11 protein-coding genes, 2 tRNA genes and 1 pseudogene are annotated in these 18,806 nt (G+C 68.2%); 5 read left to right on the plus strand and 9 right to left on the minus strand.

Annotated features, from left to right (window positions below):
• Positions 1-365, minus strand: a pseudogene (locus AC1DHD_RS04980) (hypothetical protein); the annotation flags it as partial.
• A 306-nt stretch (positions 366-671) separates the two neighbouring features.
• On the opposite strand from AC1DHD_RS04980, the gene AC1DHD_RS04985 reads away from it, so the two are divergent.
• From AC1DHD_RS04985 to AC1DHD_RS04995, 3 genes are all read left to right on the plus strand, one after another.
• Positions 672-2,723, plus strand: a complete 2,052-nt coding sequence (locus tag AC1DHD_RS04985) for a TPM domain-containing protein (RefSeq protein WP_476878642.1) — start codon at positions 672-674, stop codon at positions 2,721-2,723.
• Positions 2,724-2,838: 115 nt separating this feature from the next.
• Entirely contained in the window at positions 2,839-3,627 is a 789-nt protein-coding gene (locus AC1DHD_RS04990) for a PspA/IM30 family protein (protein ID WP_476878643.1), read from the plus strand.
• A 147-nt stretch (positions 3,628-3,774) separates the two neighbouring features.
• Positions 3,775-5,199 (plus strand): cryptochrome/photolyase family protein, encoded by a 1,425-nt coding sequence (locus AC1DHD_RS04995; RefSeq protein WP_476878644.1) that lies wholly within the window; start codon positions 3,775-3,777, stop codon positions 5,197-5,199.
• A 67-nt stretch (positions 5,200-5,266) separates the two neighbouring features.
• Here AC1DHD_RS04995 and AC1DHD_RS05000 read toward each other — a convergent pair.
• From AC1DHD_RS05000 to AC1DHD_RS05015, 4 genes are all read right to left on the minus strand, one after another.
• Positions 5,267-5,343 (minus strand) — tRNA-Met (locus AC1DHD_RS05000).
• A 164-nt stretch (positions 5,344-5,507) separates the two neighbouring features.
• Positions 5,508-5,581: transfer RNA gene (locus AC1DHD_RS05005), tRNA-Met, on the minus strand.
• A 149-nt stretch (positions 5,582-5,730) separates the two neighbouring features.
• Complete coding sequence (locus tag AC1DHD_RS05010; RefSeq protein ID WP_476878645.1) at positions 5,731-8,748, minus strand: UPF0182 family membrane protein; 3,018 nt, start codon at positions 8,746-8,748, stop codon at positions 5,731-5,733.
• A 155-nt stretch (positions 8,749-8,903) separates the two neighbouring features.
• Positions 8,904-10,016, minus strand: coding sequence for a YlbL family protein (locus tag AC1DHD_RS05015; protein ID WP_476878646.1), 1,113 nt, complete (start codon positions 10,014-10,016; stop codon positions 8,904-8,906).
• 235 nt (positions 10,017-10,251) lie between these two features.
• Here AC1DHD_RS05015 and AC1DHD_RS05020 point away from each other — a divergent pair, with 235 nt between their 5' ends.
• Positions 10,252-11,721 carry a zinc-dependent metalloprotease gene (locus AC1DHD_RS05020; RefSeq protein ID WP_476878647.1) on the plus strand — a complete coding sequence of 490 codons (1,470 nt, stop codon included), beginning with the start codon at positions 10,252-10,254 and terminating at the stop codon, positions 11,719-11,721.
• Positions 11,722-11,746: 25 nt separating this feature from the next.
• On the opposite strand, the gene AC1DHD_RS05025 is transcribed toward AC1DHD_RS05020, so the two are convergent.
• The 3 genes from AC1DHD_RS05025 to nudC form a co-directional block, all read right to left on the minus strand.
• Positions 11,747-12,391 (minus strand): M48 metallopeptidase family protein, encoded by a 645-nt coding sequence (locus tag AC1DHD_RS05025; RefSeq protein ID WP_476878648.1) that lies wholly within the window; start codon positions 12,389-12,391, stop codon positions 11,747-11,749.
• Entirely contained in the window at positions 12,391-14,481 is a 2,091-nt protein-coding gene (locus tag AC1DHD_RS05030) for an ATP-dependent DNA helicase UvrD2 (RefSeq protein ID WP_476878652.1), read from the minus strand. Before AC1DHD_RS05030 ends, AC1DHD_RS05025 begins: the two co-directional genes overlap by 1 nt.
• A 207-nt stretch (positions 14,482-14,688) precedes the next feature.
• Positions 14,689-15,795, minus strand: coding sequence for an NAD(+) diphosphatase (nudC, locus tag AC1DHD_RS05035; protein ID WP_476878649.1), 1,107 nt, complete (start codon positions 15,793-15,795; stop codon positions 14,689-14,691).
• Positions 15,796-16,010: 215 nt separating this feature from the next.
• On the opposite strand from nudC, the gene AC1DHD_RS05040 reads away from it, so the two are divergent.
• Complete coding sequence (locus AC1DHD_RS05040) at positions 16,011-17,366, plus strand: phosphotransferase (protein WP_476878650.1); 1,356 nt, start codon at positions 16,011-16,013, stop codon at positions 17,364-17,366.
• A 42-nt stretch (positions 17,367-17,408) separates the two neighbouring features.
• Here AC1DHD_RS05040 and AC1DHD_RS05045 read toward each other — a convergent pair.
• Positions 17,409-18,806, minus strand: a 1,398-nt coding sequence (locus AC1DHD_RS05045; protein ID WP_476878651.1) for a RecB family exonuclease, incomplete at its 5' end; no start/stop codon positions are given.

Here is an 18,806-nt window from a genome sequence, read left to right on the forward strand (position 1 = left end):
AGCGTGGGCACACCGAAGGCCGCTTTACGCTTCGGGGCATTCCCGGGCTGGTTGAAGTTGTGGTTGTAGGGGCCGGCCGGCGGCTGGTTGCCGTAGCCGCCGTTGGCGCCGGCGCCGTAGTTGTAAGGGCCGCCAAACTGCTGTGTGTCGGGGGCGGCGTGCTGGCCGTAGGCCGGTTCCCGCTGCGGGTATAYGGGCCGCGGGGCGTCTTCCGGGCGGTCGAGCCGCATGGTCGGGTTGGCCCCGGCTGCGTCCTCCGCCGGCGCGGCCTGCGGAGCGTCGGCGGAGGACCCGGAAGCCGCAACCGGCTCCCGGTCCTTTGCTGATGGATCCGGTGACGCGCCCTGCAGTGGGTTCTCAGTCATGGGACTTCCTTTCATCCTCGTCTGCACTCAATTATGGCCGCACTCGCTGGAACAAGAGCGAACATTTGCTGGGAGGTTCCTGAACGCCGCTGCGCTTCCGGCGGGTTCTTCGGCATGGCCTGCCGCCCGGTTCAGCGCGTTTCGCTGGTGGCATATTCCCGGCTGTGGACGGCCTCCGGGGTGCACCATAGAATCAAATGGAATCGCCACAGCGACCTGCGGCTTTACACCTGCGTGGGGGCGCTGCTGCGTTCTGAGACGACCGGCTCGGCCCGATCCGGTCACAGAAGTGCTGAAGGGTTGCACATGCGGTCAATGACGAAACGATTCCTCGCCGTGCTGGGCGTCGCCGGGCTGCTGGCACTCCCCGCCGCGCCCGCCTTCGCGGAAGATCCGGTCACCCTGGATCCTGCCAACAAGATTGTCGATTCCGCCGGCGTCCTGGGCGGCAAGAAGCCGGATGTTGAGGCGGCCATCAAGAAACTCGGCACCGACCACCAGATGAACCTCTACGTGGTTTACGTCAAGACGTTCCAGAACCCGACTGACAGCGGACAGTGGGCGCAGGCCGTCGCCGAGAAGGCGAACCTGGGGTCCAACTCGCTGGTCCTCGCCGTCGCCACCCAGGCCCGCAAGTACCAGCTGAGCAAGCCGGTCAACAGCAAGATCACGAACACCCAGCGCGAGAACATCATCAAGAACGCCGTCGATCCGCAGCTGCGTAACGGCGACTATGCGCAGGCCGCCATCGACACCGCGGCGGCCATCGGCGACGCCGCCGGCGGAGGCAGCGGTTCGGTGCCGTCAGGCGCCGGAGGCGGCGTGCTGGTTGGCGTCGGCGTCGTTGCCGCCGGCGGTGTCGGGACGTACCTGTACCTCCGGAACAGGCGGAAAAAGAGCGCGGCCGCGGGCAGTGCGTACGGCCCGCAGGGCGCCGAGCTGGACCCGCTGGCCGGGCTGAGCGTCGAGGAGTTGCGCCGCAAGAGCGGATCCCTGCTGATCGAAGCGGACGATGCCATCAAGTCCAGCGAGCAGGAACTTGGCTTCGCCCAGGCGCAGTACGGGGACGCCGCCGTCGGGAACTTCACCAAAGCCCTCCAGGACGCCAAAGCCCACATGAGTGAGTCCTTCAAGCTGCAGCAGCAGCTGGATGACCACATCCCTGACACCGAGGAACAGCAGCGCACCTGGTACGGCGAAATCATCCGGCGCTCGGAGGCCGCCCTGGCCTCCCTGAAGGAACAGAAAGCGGACTTCGATTCCCTGCGGGAGCYGGAGAAGAACGCCCCGCAGGCCCTGGCCGAGGTGGGCACCGGGGCGCAGGCCGCGGAGGCAAAAATCGCTGCGGCGGAGCAATCCCTGGACGGGCTCCGTGCAAAGTACGCGGACAGCGCACTGACCCAGGTGGCCGACAACATYASCCAGGCCAAGGAGCGCCTSGCMTTYGTGCARAACGCCTCCRCCACGGCCCRGGASAAGCTSAACGSCGGGGAGGGCAGCCTCGCCGCCGTCGCSGTCCGGGCCGCCGAGGAGAGCCTGCACCAGACCAACGTGCTGCTCGATGCCATCGCCAAGGTTGCGGGCAACCTCGATGAGGCCCGCAACGGCCTCGAGGCCGCCGTCGTGGACACCTCACAGGACCTCGCCCAGGCCCGGGCCATGATCCAGTCGGGCGCCCACCCCGAGCTCGCCGGGCCCGTGGCCGGAGTCGAAGCGGCCCTGGCCCAGGTGAAAGCCGAGATTCAGGCCGGGAAGATCGACCCCATCGCCACGCTGGAGCGCGTCGAGAACGCCCACCAGTCGCTTGATGCCTCGCTTTCCGGGATCCGGGACCAGCAGGAGCAGGTCCGCCGGGCGCAGGCCTCGCTGCAGCAGAGCATCATGTCCGCGCAGGCGCAGATCAGCGCCACGTCCGACTACATCACGGCACGCCGCGGCGGAGTCGGCACCGAAGCGCGTACCCGTCTCGCCGAGGCGCAGCGCAACCTTGACTACGCTTTGTCCATTTCCCGCACGGACCCCGTGACTGCCCTGCAGTACGCCCAGCAGGCGCACGCACTCGCCGCCCAGGCGGCCCAGCAGGCCCAGGCGGACGTGGACCAGTTCGGTGGCTACGCCAACCAGGGCTACGGCCGGGGCGGCATGTTCGGCGGCGGCGGAGGCGGCGGCCTGGGCGGCGCCATCCTCGGCGGGATCCTGATCAACTCCATCCTGCACGGCGGCGGCGGCGGAGGTGGCGGCGGCTGGGGCGGCGGCGGAGGCTGGGGCGGCGGCGGTGACTCCGGCGGTGGCTGGGGTGGCGGCGGCGATTCCGGCGGAGGCTGGGGCGGCGATTTCGGCGGCGGAGGCGACTTCTAGCCTGCCGGTAACAGACTAGGCGCCGGCGGAATTACTCCAGCCGGCGGGTAGAAGCGGTACATTCACTGTTCACCGAATCCGGTGTCCACCACCGGATAGGACGAAAGGTAACACCATGGTTAAGCAGTCCATTTTCGGCCGCATGGCGCAGCTGGCGAAGGCGAACATCAACTCCTTGCTCGATCAGGCCGAAGATCCGCAGAAGATGCTGGACCAGATGGTCCGCGACTACACGAACAACATCGCCGAGGCGGAATCGGCGGTCGCCCAGACCATCGGCAACCTGCGTATGCTCCAGGACGACTACAACGAGGACATCAAGAACGCCCAGGACTGGGGCAACAAGGCACTTGCCGCCTCCCGCAAGGCCGATGAGTACCGTGCCAAGGGCGACACCGCTGACGCCGAGAAGTTCGACAACCTCGCCAAGGTGGCCCTGCAGCGCCAGATGACCTCGGAGAACGAGGCGAAGTCGGCGGAGCCCAGCATCGCGTCCCAGTCCGACGTCGTGGACAAGCTCAAGAACGGCCTGGACCAGATGAAGGGCAAGCTCAACGAGCTGACCAGCAAGCGCAACGAACTCGTGGCCCGCTCCAAGACGGCCGCCGCGCAGTCCCAGGTGCACGACGCGCTCAAGAGCATCGACATCATGGACCCCACCTCCGAGGTGGGCCGCTTCGAAGAGAAGATCCGCCGCGAAGAGGCCAAGGTGCGCGGCCAGCAGGAGCTCGCCGCGTCCAGCCTCGACGCCCAGTTCAACTCCCTCGAGGACCTTGGCGAGCAGACGGAGATCGAGGCGCGCCTGGCCGCACTGAAGTCCGGCAATGCCACTCCTGCGCTCGGCGCCGGGAACGGCTCGGCCGCGGGCAGCACCGTGGACGAGGCAGACTTCGACAAGCTTTAGGCCGCTCCGGTCGCGTCCGGCCGGCAGCCAGCACAGAGTCAGCAGCACAGAGTTACCAGCACGGCCGGGTCCCAGCAGGGACCCGGCCGTTGCCGTCCCGCGGGGAGCCCGGCGGCGGGCCAGCCTCCGATCCAGTAGCGTGGAGCCATGTCTTCGACCCTGGTGTGGCTCCGCGATGATCTCCGACTCGACGACAACCCGGCGCTGGCCGAGGCCGCCTCGCAGGGCGGGCCGCTCACGGTGGTCTACGTCCTCGACGAGGACTCCCCCGGGATCCGGCCCCTGGGCGGCGCGGTCAAGTGGTGGCTGCACCACTCCCTCAAAGCCCTCTCCGCCGACCTGAAGGCAGCCGGATCGCGACTGGTCCTGCGCCGCGGGCAGGCAGACCGGGTCATCCGCGCCCTGGTCGAGGAAACCGGCGCCACCCGGCTGCTCTGGAACAGGCGCTACGGAGGACCGGAACGCGCCGTCGACGCCGGCCTCAAGGAGTGGGCAGCAGGAGAGGGCATCGATGCCTCCAGCTTCCAGGCAAGCCTGATGTTCGAGCCGTGGACGGTCCGGAACGGTTCCGGCGGCCCGTACAAGGTCTTCACACCGTTCTGGAAAGCGTGCCTCGACTCGTCCGAGCCCCGGCAGCCGCTGGACGCCCCGGAGCACCTCCCGGCGCCGGCCAAGACCGCAGGGGGGAAATTGCCGGAGAGCGAACCGCTGGGCAGCTGGGCGCTCCTCCCCCGGCATCCGGACTGGAGCGCCGGCTTGGCGGCCGAGTGGACGCCCGGCGAGGCCGGAGCGCACGGCAGGCTTGATGACTTCCTCGACGGGCCCGCCGCCGAGTACGGCACCGGCCGGGACGTCCCGGGCGTGGAGGGGACCAGCAGGCTCTCCCCGCACCTGCGCTTCGGGGAGATCAGCCCGTTCCGGGTCTGGCACGCGCTGCGGGAACGCTACCCGCACGGCGCGCCGGCCGACGTCGGCATCTACCGCTCCGAGCTCGGCTGGCGGGAATTCTGCTGGCAGTTGCTCTACGAGAACCCGCTGCTGGCCACCAAAAACTACCGCCCGGATTTTGACCGCTTCGAATGGCAGACACCGTCCGACGCCGAACTGCATGCCTGGCAGCAGGGCGCGACCGGGTATCCGCTGGTGGATGCCGGCATGCGCSARCTKTGGMAGACCGGCTGGATGCACAAYCGCGTCCGGATGGCGGCTGCCTCGTTCCTGGTCAAGAACCTGCTGGCCGACTGGCGGCTGGGCGAAGCCTGGTTCTGGGACACCCTCGTCGACGCGGATTCGGCCAGCAACCCGGCCAACTGGCAATGGGTGGCCGGCTCCGGCGCCGATGCCTCCCCCTATTTCCGCATCTTCAACCCGGTCACGCAGAGCAAGAAGTTCGACTCCGCGGGCCGCTACCTGCGCGCGTTCATACCGGAGCTGTCCGGCCTGGATGACAAGGCCGTGCATGAGCCGTGGAAGGCCAATGGATGGGCCCCGGACTACCCTGAGCCGATCGTGGGCCTCCCCGAATCCCGGGCCAGGGCCCTGGAGACTTACCAGCGGCTGAAGGACGCCTAAGTACCGACGGGGGCAGGCAACGAAAAAGGCCCGGATCCTTGGATCCGGGCCTTTTTCCTACTGCCAGTGGTTGCGGGGACAGGATTTGAACCTGTGACCTCTGGGTTATGAGCCCAGCGAGCTACCGAACTGCTCCACCCCGCGTCGCTTGATCAAGACTACCCTACTTTGGCCGCCGTCCCGACCACGGCCCGTCTCCGACCACGGCCCGACCACGGCCGGCGCTGGACGGAGGCCGCGGCCGCCCCTCGCCGGAGGTTAAAGCAAAGAGTCCGGAACACTTTCCAGTGTTCCGGACTCTTTCTCAGTTGCGGGGACAGGATTTGAACCTGTGACCTCTGGGTTATGAGCCCAGCGAGCTACCGAACTGCTCCACCCCGCGTCGCAAGAACAACTTTACCTGCCGGTGAACGGGAGGCCAAATCGGGGCGGCGTGATGTGCGTCCCATCCCCGGCGCATACGCCTCGGGCCGGACCCCCTGCTCCGTGGAGGCAGGGAATCCGGCCCGGTGGCCTGTCGTTCTCCGGAGCTTACTTACTCGGGGACGGTGACGGGCTGGCCGACGGCGATGCGCTGGCGCCCGGTGACGGGGTGGCCGACGGCGACGGGGAGGGCGTTGTGATCTTGGCCTCCGCGTTGATCGCCCGTTCCAGGGCGGCGGAGAGCTTCTTCTGCTGCTCGCCGTAAGCCGCGAAGTCGCTCTTGGCCAGGGCAGCCTGGCCGGCCTTGATGGCGTCGTTGGCGTCGTCGAGCGCCGCCTTCAGCTCGGCCTTGGCGTCCGTGCTGCCGCCGGTGGCCGGTGGCGTGGTGCCCGGTGACGGGCTGGCCGGCGTCTGGCCGTTGTTGGCGGCGTCACCGGCGGTAGCGCCGGATCTGCCGCCGAACAGCTGGTTCAACGCCTCGTCCAGGGTCGGGGCGAACCCGATCTTGTCACCGAACGCCACCAGGACCCGCTGCAGCGTCGGGTAGGAGGTCTCCCCCGTCGACTTCAGGTAGACCGGCTGGACGTAGAGCAGGCCGCCACCCACCGGCAGGGTCAGCAGGTTGCCATTGAGCACCGCCGACGCGCCCTGGCGCAACAGGTTCAACGCCTGGGACACCGTGGGATCGGAGTTGAATTTGTTCTGCGCCTGCCCGGGGCCGGGGACGTTGGCTTCGGGCGGAATCTGGAGCAGCCGCAGCTGGCCGTAGCTCGCCGCCTTCACGCCCTTCTGGTTTCCGGCGTCGGAGTCCGCGGCCAGGAAGCCGTAGAGCACGTTACGGGCGTTGCCGTTGACCACCTGCGGGATGAACGAGGAGGTCAGCTGGAAGGCCGGTTTCTCCTGGTCGGGCATCTGCAGCGACATGTAGAACGGGGGCTGCTTGACCCCCTCTTCCTTGACGGTCGGATCGTTGGGAACAGACCAGGCGTCGTTGTTGGTGAAGAAGCTGTCCGCGTTGGTCACGTGGTAGCGGCCCAGGAGTTCACGCTGGACCTTGAAAAGGTCCTCCGGGTAGCGGACGTGGCTCATCAGGGCGCCGGACATCTCCGAGAAGGGCTTCAAGGAGGTCGGGAAGACCTTCTGCCAGGCCTTCAGGACCGGATCCTGGTCGTCCCAGGCATAGAGCGAGACGGACCCGTCGTAAGCATCAACGGTGGCCTTGACCGAGTTGCGGATGTAGTTGACCGAGTTGCTGGGCAGCGCGGCGGTGCGTCCGGCCGAGGTCTGTGAGTCCCTCGTGGCGTCCGAGAGCTGCTCCTGCTGCGAATACGGGAAGTACGGGCTGGTGGTGTAGCCGTCCACGATCCACTTCACCCGGCCGTCGACGACGGCGGGGTAGGCGTTTCCGTCGACGGTCAGGTACGGCGCGACCTTTTCCACACGGTCCTTGGGGCTCCGGTCGTAGAGGATCTGCGACTCGGCGTTGACGCCGTCGGAGAGCAGCAGGTCCGAGGACTGGAACTTGATCGCGTAGAGGATCTTGTTGAAGAACCCGCCCACGTTCGGTCCGCCGTTGCCGGTGAACGTGTACTGGGTTCCGGCGTCGCCTTCCTTGGCCGCCGGCCGGTCCTGCTCACGGTGCGCCGCTCCCGCAGGGGCGCCGACGATCGAGTAGTCCGGGGAGTTTTCGCCGAAGTAGATCCGCGGCTGGTAGCTGGTGTCGGTGCCGAGCACACCGGTGGACGGGATGCCGGACTGCAGGAACTCGGGCTTGCCGTCAGCGGTGAACTTGTTGCCCTTGGCCGCGACCACACCGTAGCCGTGGGTGTAGACCACGTGCCGGTTGAGCCAGGACTGCTGGTTTGTCGCAAGGCCGCCCGGGTTCAGCTCGCGGACCGCGATCACCGTGTCCTGGATCTTGCCGTTGACTTCGTAGCGGTCCACGTTCAGGGTGCTCGGGAACTGGTAGTACGGCCGGTACTGCTCGAGCTGGGAGAAGGCGTCAGAGATCAGGTTCGGGTCGAGCAGGCGGATGTTGGCCGTGGTCTGCGCGTCCGGGGCGAGGGCGCCGGTGGTGGCGTTGGTGGTGGCCTCGTACCGCTTCTCCTGGATCTTGTCCAGACCGTAGGCGGCGCGGGTCATGTTGATGTTCCGCTTGATGAATTCGTTCTCCAGGGTCTGCTCCGAGGGGCGGACCTGGAACTGCTGGATCACCCAGGGGTACACGCCGCCGGCCAGGATCGAGGTGATCACCAGCATGGCCGTGCCGATCACCGGGAGCCGCCACTTGCCGACGACGGCGGCCACAATAAAGAGCACGGCAACAATGCCTGCGGCGACGGCCAGGATGGCCTTGGTGGGGATGACCGCGTTGACGTCGGTGTACAGCGCACCGGCCCAGCGGCCGCCGTTGTTCAGGACGGCCGAGTAGCGGTCCAGCCAGAAGTTCGCGCCGAGCAGGAGGAGGAACGCCGCGCCGGCGACGGCCAGGTGGATCTGGGCGGCCCGGCTCGTGAACACACCGCGCTCCATCAGCCGGATGCTGCCGTAGAGGTAGTGCGTGAGGATGCCCGCGACACCGGCCACGACGGCGACGCTGATCAGGAAGCCGGTGACGAAGCCGAGGAACGGCAGGGTCATCAGGTAAAAACTGATGTCCAGGTTGAACTGGGGATCGTTCTGCCCGAAGGGTTCCTGGTTCAGGAACAGCATGACCTTCTGCCACTGGCTGGCGGCTGCGCTTCCGGCGAAGAGCCCGAAGAGCACCGGCAGCCCGATCATGACCACCCGGCGGATGGGCTCAAGCTGGGCCTGGTAGCGGTTGAGGTTGTCCCGGACTTCGGAATCCGGCGCGTAGACCGGACGCGAGATGTAGGCGATCCGGATCGCGAAGAACACGGCCGCGAACATAACGGCGAACCCGATGAGGAAGATGATGATCCGCGCGAGGTTCTCGGTCAGGAAGACTTCGAAGAAACCCAGCTGCTGGTACCAGAGGACGTCCGTCCAGACATTGGCGAAGAAAATGAAGCCCACCACGATCAGGGCCACAACAATTAATGTAGGCGTCAGTGCGCCTCGCCGTTGCTGTGGCCTTCCGGGTGGGACGGTGCTGGGACGGGACAAACTCGGTACCTCATAGCTGGTCTCAGTGCTGCTGGTTTTCAGTTGTCTAAGTGCAAGGTGTTGCTGCAGTCTAGCGACTGCCGGCGCCGCCCAGGGGGCGGCGGCGGCCGTCATTAGTGCCACGAGTGGCGCCGGTGCTTAGTTCCGCGGCCAGTCTAGTTGCTGGTGCAGGCAGGAAGTCCGGATGTGTCGGCCCCTGACGCGGCGAGCTCGACGGCGTGGCGTGCCTGGTCCAGGGTGGCCACCTTGACCACCTGCAGGCCGGCCGGGATGTGGCCGACGACGTCGTCGCAATTTGCCGCCGGGGCCAGGAACAACGTGGCGCCGCCGGACCTGGCGCCGACCATCTTCTGGCCAATGCCGCCGATGGGGCCCACGACGCCGTCGGGCGTGATGGTGCCGGTGCCGGCAATGTGTTTGCCGCCGGTCAGGTCACCCGGGGTCACAGTGTCCACGATGCCCAGGGCGAACATCATGCCGGCGCTGGGGCCGCCTACCTGGTCGAGTGAGATTTTTACGTCAAACGGGAATTTGAACTTGTACTGCAGCACGACGCCGAGGAGGTAGCGGCCGTTTTCGGACTTGGTCGGGGTGATGCTGAGCGGCAGCTGGCGGCCGTTGCGGTCCACGGTGACGGTGACCGGTTTGCCGTTTCCGGCCGCGAGCTGAGACTGGACCACGCTCAGGGCGGTGACGGGTTTACCGTCGATGGAGACCAGCACGTCGCCGTCCTCGATCTTGCCCTTCGAGGCCGACCCGTCCGGGACGCCGGCGATCTGCAGCTTCTGTTCGAAGGCGATGCCCAGTTCCTTCAGGGCGGAGGCCACCGCGTTCTCCTGCGAGGTGGTCATGGCCACGGCACTTTCCTGCTGCGACTGCTCCTTGGTGACGCCGCTGGGGAAGATCAGTTCCTCCGGGTAGACCGCCTTGGTGGGATTCAGCCAGGCGCTTAGGGCTTCAAAGACCGTCACCGGGCCGTTGGGGCCGCCGTCGACGTAGACGGTGGTCAGATCCAGGTTTCCTTTGGCGGGAAACGCCTCGTGGCCGGAGACGGTAATGACTGGTTTGCCGTGGTCGGATCCCAGGGTGTTGAACGTGGGGCCCGGGGATTCGATCACGTACGGCACCGGGAGGCTCATCGCCGCGAGCCCGAGGGCCAGCGACAGCAGGCCGGAGACCAGCATGGTGGAGGACCGGGTGGTGTTCTCGCCGCCGCGTTCGCGGGGCGCGGTTTCGCCGGCAGGCTGGCCGCCCTGGGTAATCGTCAATGAAGGACCTCTCCGTGCCGGCGCCTGGTGCCCTTGCGGATGCGACCGCGGCGCTGCGGCCGCGACCCCGTAGCCGGTCCGCAGCCTGCAAATATTCCAGCCTCTAACACTACGCGCTCGGGCACCGCGGGGGCTCTTTGCCGACAGCGAACGTGGCCCGGTTTCGGGAGACAGCCGCTGAGCCGGAGGGGTAGCGTGAAGTTGAGCACCAGTCACACCGACGATCGGCGGGATCATGACCTCTAACCCACTAACTCCGTCCAACGGGGACGACGAACCCAAGGATCCGCTGGCGGAAATGCTGCAGAACCTGATGGGCGGCAAGGGCATGGGCGACATCGATCCGGCAGAGCTTGCCAAAGCCGCCGGGCTGCCGGAGGATCCGAACCTGCTGGCGCAGATGTTCTCGCAGGTCCAGGCCATGATGAGCGCCCCCTCCGAGGGCCCGGTGAACTGGCAGCTGGCCCATGAGAATGCGCGTCGGGTCGCGGCCAGCGGATCCGATCCTTCCGTTACAGCCACCCAGTCACGCGAGGTGGATGAGGCCCTCCGGCTGGCCGAGCTCTGGTTGGACCAGGTCACCGGGCTCCCCGCCACCGGGCTGATCGGCCGCGCCTGGTCCCGCGCCGAATGGGTCGAGGAGACGCTGGGCACCTGGAAGCGGCTGACCGAGCCGGTCGCCAACAGCATCGCCAACGCACTTTCCTCCGCCATGACCGAGCAGATGCCCGAGGAAATGAAGTCCATGATGGGCGGCGCCTCCTCGATGCTGCAGAACATGGGCGGAGCCATTTTCGGTATGCAACTTGGCCAGGCCATCGGCGCGCTCTCCGCCGAGGTGGTCAGCTCCACCGATATCGGTGTCCCGCTGGCCGACCTGGAGATGGCATTGTTGCCGGCCAACGTGGCGAAGTTCGGCGAGGGCCTGAGCCTGCCGGAGAACGACATTCGCCTGTTCCTCGCGGTCCGCGAGGCTGCCCACGCGCGCCTGTTCGTGCAGGTCCCCTGGCTGCGCGGCCACCTGCTCGGGGCGATCGAGGCCTACGCCCGCGGCATCCACATCGACACTTCCAAGATCGAGGAGCTCGCCCGGGACCTGGATCCCAGCAATCCCGAGGGCATCCAGGAAGCGTTGTCGCAGGGTGTCTTTATGCCGCAGCGGACCCCCGCGCAGGACCAGGCGCTGGAGAAGCTCGAGACCGCCCTTGCCCTCGTGGAGGGCTGGGTTGATGAGCTAACGGCCGCGGCGACCGGCAAGATGCTCCCCTCCGCGGCTGCGCTGCGCGAGACTGTGCGCCGCCGGCGGGCCACCGGCGGACCCGCGGAGCACGCGTTCTCGTCCCTCGTCGGCCTCGAACTCCGGCCCCGCAGGCTGCGCGAGGCCGCTACGCTATGGGCCCAGCTCAAGGAAGAACGCGGCGCGGAGGGCCGCGATGCCATCTGGCAGCACCCCGATCTGCTGCCCACCGCCGAGGACCTGGACGACCCCAAGGGCTTTAGCGAACGCCGCAAACTGGCCGAGGCCAGTGATACCGAAGTCGACGATGCCCTGCAGAAACTGCTCAGCGGCGGGTTCGACACCACCGGTCCGGAGCAGGACGGGACTGCCGGGGCCGCGGGAACTGATGGCCCCGCCGGGCCTTCCGGTGATGTGCCCGGCAACGAACCCGGTGACAAACCCGGCGACGGCAGCCCGAAGGCCTAACCGGCCCGTCCACGCCGGGGCGAACCTAGCGCAGGGCCGGGTCCCCGGCGTCGGCGGCCGGACCGGCGCCGTCGACGTCGTCCTCCCCCTCGGCCGGAAGGCCGCGGGCGGTGGCGAAGGAAACGCCTTCCAGGAACGCCTTGGCCCGCTCAGTCTCCGGGTAGGCCGCCAGCAGCCGCCAGAACGCGGCGTTGTGCGCTGCCACCAGCAGGTGTGCCAGCTCGTGCAGCAGCACATAGTCAATGACCCACTGCGGCATGGGCTGGAGCTTGTGCGAAAGCCGGATGGTCCCTTCGGACGGCGTGGCCGAGCCCCAGCGCGAATTCTGGTTGGTCACCCAGCGCACGGACGCCGGCACGGCCCTGCCGCCGAGGTAGCGAGCGGAGAGCTCGCTGGCCCGGGCGGCAAGCTCCGCGTCGCTGCCGGCCCGGCGTTTGCCGGCAGCTTTAGGGCCACGGGTGCCCTGGACCCGGAGTTTTTCCAGCATGCGGTGCACCCACTCGCGTTCCTGGGCGCCGCTGAAATGCGCGGGGATGGCAACGACGGCGGTCCCGTTCTCCCAGAATGCGGCCACCGTCCTGCGCCGCCGGGCCGAGCGGCGCACCTCCACCGGGGCGCCGTCGGCAGTGGTCAGCGGGGTGCCCCCGGTGTCCGCCAGACTGCGGGCCATCAGAGGCTGGAGCTTTCCACGAGGACCGTCAGCACGGCCTCGCCGTACTTCTCCAGCTTTGAGGCGCCGACGCCGGGCAGGGTTGCCAGCTGTTCGAGGGACTCCGGACGCGCCTCGGCAATGGCTGTCAGGGTCGCATCGGTGAAGACCACAAAGGCCGGGACGTCGGCCCCCAGCGCCGTTTCCTTCCGCCACTGCCGCAGCGCGTCGAACRTCTGTTCCTCATAGCTCGGCGGGCACTGGTTGCAACGGCCCACTTTTCGTTCGGCGCCTGAGGAGAGCATGCTGCCGCAGACCCGGCACGACGCCGGCACGGCCGCTTTACGGCGTGGCGCCGAGCCCTTACCACGGACGGTGGAGCTGGCCACCGAGTCGGGCCGCAGCCCGTCGAGGAACCGGGACGGCTTCCGGTTGGCCCGGCCGCCGGGGGTCCTCGCGGTGGACCAGGACAGGTGCAGGAATTCCTTGGCGCGGGTGACGCCGACGTAGAGCAGGCGGCGCTCCTCGTCCACGGATTCCGGAGTGTCCGCGAATGAGATCGGCATCAGGCCCTCGCTGAGTCCGACCAGGAACACAGCCTCCCATTCCAGGCCCTTGGCGGCGTGCAGGGAGGCCAGCGTTACGCCCTGCACTGTCGGGGCGTGCTGGGCGAGGGAGCGTTCCTGCAGCTCGTTGACAAAGTCGGCGAGGCTGAACTGCGCTCCCCTGCTGACTACCAGCTCGTCGGCGAGGGCCACGAGCGCGGCGAGCGACTCCCACCGTTCCCGGAGTGCGCCGCCGTTATGCGGGGCCGCCTCGGTGTAGCCCAGGGATGAAAGAATGTCGCGGACCAGCTGGCCGAGCGGCTCCGGTTCAGCGGTTTCGGCGACGGCCCGGGTCGCGGCACGCAGCTGAAGGATCGCGTCGCGGACTTCCTTCCGGGCGAAGAACCTTTCGCCGCCGCGCAGCTGGTAGCCGATCCCGGCGGACGCGAGGGCCTGTTCGTAGGCCTCCGACTGGCCGTTGGTGCGGAACAGCACGGCGATCTGGCTGGCCGGCGTTCCGGCGTCGAGGAGCTCTCGGATCTTCACGGCCACCGTGGCTGCCTCGGCCTCGTCGTCCGAACATTCCGTGAACTGCGGCGCCGGGCCGGCCGGCCGCTGCGCCACAAGCTGCAGCGGCGTCGCCCAGGCGGCATCGGCCACGGGTCCGCCGCTGCGCCGGCCGGCCAGCAGCTGGTTGGCGAGCCTCACCACCTGCGGCGTGGACCGGTAGTCGCGGATCAGCTTGACCACGGTGGCGTCCGGGTACTGGGCTTTGAAGCCGAGCAGATGCTTCGGCGAGGCGCCCGTGAACGAGTAGATGGTCTGGCTCGCGTCGCCGACGACACAGAGATCATCCCGGCCACCCAGCCACAGTTCGAGGAGCCGCTGCTGCAGCGGCGACACGTCCTGGTACTCATCCACCACAAAATGCCGGTACTGCTCCCGTACCGTGGCGGCGACCTTCGGATCCTCCTGCAGGATGCCCACCGTAATCAGCAGGACGTCCTCGAAGTCGATCACGTTCCGGTCCGTCTTGACGTCCTCGTAGGACTGGAAGACCCGCGCGACGGTTGTCAGGTCGAAACCGCCGGGCGTGCCTCTGCCCCGGGCTTTTTCCAGGTAGTTGGCGGGGGTGAGCATGGAAACCTTGGCCCACTCGATCTCGGAGGCGAGGTCCCGGATGGAGGCACGGTCGGTGCTGAGCCTCAGGCGGCGGGCCGCCTCGGCAATCATCTGGGCCTTGTGGTCCAGCAGATTAGGCAGTGCCCCGCCGATGGCCTGCGGCCAGAAGAACTGCAACTGGCGCAGCGCGGCGGCGTGGAAAGTACGGGCCTGGACACTGCCGACGCCGAGGTCCCGGAGCCGGCTGCGCATTTCCGCGGCGGCCCGSGMGGTGAAGGTGACGGCCARMAGMCGCTGCGGGCTRTASACGCCGGARTGCACWCCGTAGGCGATGCGGTGGGTAATGGCCCGGGTTTTGCCGGTGCCGGCTCCGGCGAGCACACACATCGGCCCGTTCAGGGTGCTGGCTACCTCGCGCTGTTCCGCGTCAAGGCCGCCAAGGATCCTGTCCTCGAGGGAGCGGCTGTCCTGGTCCGGGGCCTCCGCGGCCGGGCTGCCGTGGTGCGCCTGTCCACTGGGGAGGTCGCTGGAAGGAAAAATCTCAGTGTTCACTTCTGCTGCTTAGTTGTTGGAGGGTGCGCGGGGTTGGGCCGCGCCATGGGTCCCGCGGGAAGCCGCCAAACGGTGTCCCGGGGTGCTGGCACACGCGCGTTAGGTAGTATCCGGGCGGTCCTGGATAACGCCCCCGTACCAGTGTTCGATGAGGGCGCGCGCAATGGAGAGCCTGCTGGAGATGACGATTTCGCCGCTCAGCACGGCTTCCTGGAGCTCCTGCCGGCTGAACCAGCGCGCCCGGGTGACCTCGACGCCGTCGGGCGTGGCCTCCGTGTCCGCCGTCGTCGCGGTGAAGCCGAGCATCAGGGAGGCCGGGAAGGGCCAGGACTGAGAGCCCAGGTATTGGGACGCGGTCACCCGGACCCCGACTTCTTCGCCGATTTCGCGGACCACGGCCTGTTCGAGGGATTCGCCCGGCTCAACGAAGCCGGCAAGGGTCGAATAGTTCCGGGCATCGAGCGGGCCGCCGCCGCCGAGCAGCAGCCGGTCGTCCGGGCCGACGACGGTGACGATGATCGCCGGGTCCGTGCGGGGATAGTGCTCGGAGTTATCCGACGGGCAGCGCCGGACCCAGCCGCCGGCTTCCGGGACGGTGGCGGCGCCGCACCGGGGGCAGTGGGTGTGGGTGGCGTGCCAGTTGGCGATGGCGCTGGCCTCAATAAACAGGGCGGTGTCGATCGGGTCCAGCTGTGCGGCCACTTCGCGGAAACCCGCCCACTGGGCTCCGGCGGGGATGCCGTCGACGTGCGGCTCGAACGGCTCGGCGCGGACTTCGAACTGTTCGGGAAGGATAAAGAGCAGGAACTGGGTGCCGGCCGCGGTGCCCGCCCCGGGGAGCGCGCTGCCGAGGTAGACCACGTGTTCGGGGGCGTAGTCGGTTCCCCTCAGCCGCTGGGCGAGCGCGGCCGCGTCCAGGAAGACGAGCCCGTTGCCGCTGACGAGGGCCTGGCGCCGCGACAGCACCATCGCCTGCACGCCGCTGGTGCGGAGCAGTTCGTCCAACATCTCCGGCTTCAGCCGGGCCGCGGAGCCCCTGTCAATGAGGGCCGGGCGGACCGGCAGTACCGTGTCCCGCAGGTGGTTGGCGGGGTGGCTGTCCGGTAGGTGGTCTGCTGTTGCTGCCCCGCCCGCGCGCGCAGATTCAGGATCAATGTGTCCGGTACTGTGCCCGGCGCCGGACTCCGGTGACTCCGCAAGACTCATGTACCCACCGTACCGACCCCCGCCGACAATTGACATTTTCAGGCGCCGTCGCGGGGGCGGCCACCGCCGGCGTCGGCCCGGCATCCGGGCTGCCGATGCGCCGGCGTCGGACTGCCAGCTTGTCTGGCAAGGCTTCCTGCGCTATTTCGTGCCGATCTTTCAGACTCGCCGTGATGCATCGCCGTCTTGGGCGCGGGTCAATCTACCGTGGAAGCGTGAGAAGAGAACCCATCGAACTGGCAGCCGTAGCAACTGCGGCAGTTCCCGGCCTGACCCCGACCGCCGTGAGCTCCGCTCCGGACGATCCGGCAGACTTCGATTCCGCCCTTCTCCTGGACTCCGAAGGCAAGCGCTGGCGGGTGCGTTCCCCCCGCCACGCCGAGGCCAGCGCCCGGCTGGAAACCGAGTTCCTGGTTCTCCGAGCTTTCACCCCCGGCATCCGCGCCGAACTTCCCTTCCTGATGCCCACCGTGGCTGGAACCGTCCGGCAGGGGACGCTGAGCACGTTCGTCTACTCGCACCTTGGCGGCTCCACGCGTTCGGTGGAGGACCTCAGCACGGGTTCCGCAGCCCTGGCAGGAGAGTTGGGCGCCGCCCTGGCTGCCATCCACGACCTTCCGCATTCGCTGGTCAGCAATGCCGACCTGCCAAGCTACACGCCGAACGAGTTCCGCCAGCGCCGGCTGAACGAGCTCGACCAGGCCGCCACCACTGGCAAGATTCCCGCGCTGCTGCTGCGCCGCTGGGAGCACGCGCTGGAAGACGTCTCGCTATGGCGCTTTAATCCCAGCGTGGTGCACGGCGACCTGCACGAGGACAACCTGCTGGTCGACGGGTCCCGGGTCACGGCGGTCACCGGATGGACGGATCTGCGGATCGGGGACCCCGCCGACGACCTGGCGTGGCTGGTCGCGTCCAACAACCAGGCTTTTGTGGATGCTGTGGTGGCGCATTACACCTCCAGCCGCCGGGACGTTCCTGACGCGCACCTGCTGCGCCGCGCCGCGCTGTCCGCGGAGTTCGCCCTGGCGCAGTACCTGGTCAAGGGCCTTGCCGCCGGCGACGAGGACATGATCAGTGAGGCCGAGTCGATGCTGGAGGTCCTGGCCGAGGACGTGGCCGAACACGGCGGGCAGCCCATCAGCGTTGAGYCGCTGCCGCAGCCGGCGGTCACGGTCCAGCCGATCGACACTGCTGGGCCCGATGACATTGCTCGGCCCAACAACCCTGCTGAACCCAATGTCACTGCTGAGCCTAACGTCGCTGCCAAGCCAAACGTCACTGTTCAGCCGATCGGTGGAACGTCGACCGCGGTGCACGTCACTCCGATTCCCAGCGATGAGGTCCCCGCCGTGGCACCGGACGACCACGCCCCGGCCGGCGACCACGATCCTGGGGCCGGGGTCGACGACGCCAGTACGTCCGCCGCGGAGGCGGACGCCGCAACGGATGCCACCTCGGATGCCGACAGCGAGGACCGGCGCGATCGTCCGACGCCGTCTGCGGCCGATGACACCTCCACCACGGCCCTCACGGTGGTTCCGTCGAGCGGCACAACCCGCACCAGCTAGCCCCGCCGTACCAGTTAGCGCCGCCATACCAGTTAGCCCTGCCTAGCCGGCCAGCGCCGCGGCGACGATCCCTTCGAGCTGCTCCGCGGAACCAAGATCGTGGGGCCGGACCACGGCGTTGTCCGCCACGTAGTAGAACGCGGCCCGGACCTCGTCCAGTGGAACACCTTTCAGCCGGGACCACGCCAACCGGTACACGGCGAGCTGCACGGCTTTGGTCTTAAGTTGACCCGCCGAGGGCCGCCGCCCGGTCTTCCAGTCCACCAGGTCCCAGCCGCCGTCGGCGTCGCGGAAGACGGCGTCAATACGGCCACGGACCACGACGTCGCCGATCCGGGTTTCCACGGGAACCTCAACGTGCGCCGGCGCCCGGTGGGCCCATTCGGACTGGCGGAAGGTCTCCACCATGGCATCCAGGCCGTACGCCTCGTCAATGTGGTTATCCGAGCCCGCGGCTTCGCCAAGGTCCAGCATTCCGGTGGTGCCAAAGTACTCCTCAACCCAGGCATGGAAGGCCGTGCCCTTGCGGGCGGACATCCCCGGTTCGCGGGGAACCGGCCGCCGGAGCCTGGCCACCACGGCGGCCGCGTCCTCGTCCAGGTCCACCAAGGTGGACGCGGAAATGTGCCCCGGGAGATGGATGTCCTGGCCCGCGGACCGAAGGGAGCGCCGTTCCAGGAGCGTTGCCGCTTCCTGAGCCCACCCGGCGGCAGGCCCGCGCTGCGTCCGGGCTCCCGGCGCCGTACCGGGCACCCCTCCAGGAACCAGCCCGGGCAGGGATCCGGCATCCTGGCGCTCCAGCCTTTCCCGGACGGCGGCGGCAGCGGACTCCATCGCTGCCCGGCGCCCCKGCACGAGGCGGAGCCGGGCTCCGGTCTGCGGGTGCACGGGACCTTCCAGGGGGTCGTACGGCCACAACGCGACCTCAAGTTCGGACGTCAGCGGACTCTCCTCCGGCAGCGCGTCCTCGGCGACGGAGAGCGGGTGGATCTCCGCTGTGCCGGCTGCCGGGAGGACCTCGAGGTCTGTCAGGAACGGGGACATCTCAGCCAGTCCGGCCCGCGAACCCACCCAGGCCGCGCTGGATACCCAGAGCACATGTTTGGCCCGGGTGTAGGCCACGTAGGCGAGGCGGCGTTCCTCCGCCTCGCCGTGGGCCTGCACGGCCGACTTGAAKTCCTTYTCGGCGTCCAGCCAGCCYTTYTGGTCCGGCTGRTCCAGRTCCCAYTGMGGSAGGTCSGCCCGGTCGCCACGCAGGGGCCACGGAAGCGCGGCGGATCCACTGCTCCAGCGCGAATCCCGGCTGCTCGGGAAGGCCCCGGCGTTCAGGCCCGGGACAAACACCACGTCCCATTCCAAGCCCTTGGAGGCGTGGACCGTCAGGAGCTGGACTGCCTCGTGGTTGACTTCGGGCGCTGCGGCATCGAGGCCGTTCTCCTC

Source organism: Arthrobacter sp. 05L45_2, assembly GCF_056397525.1.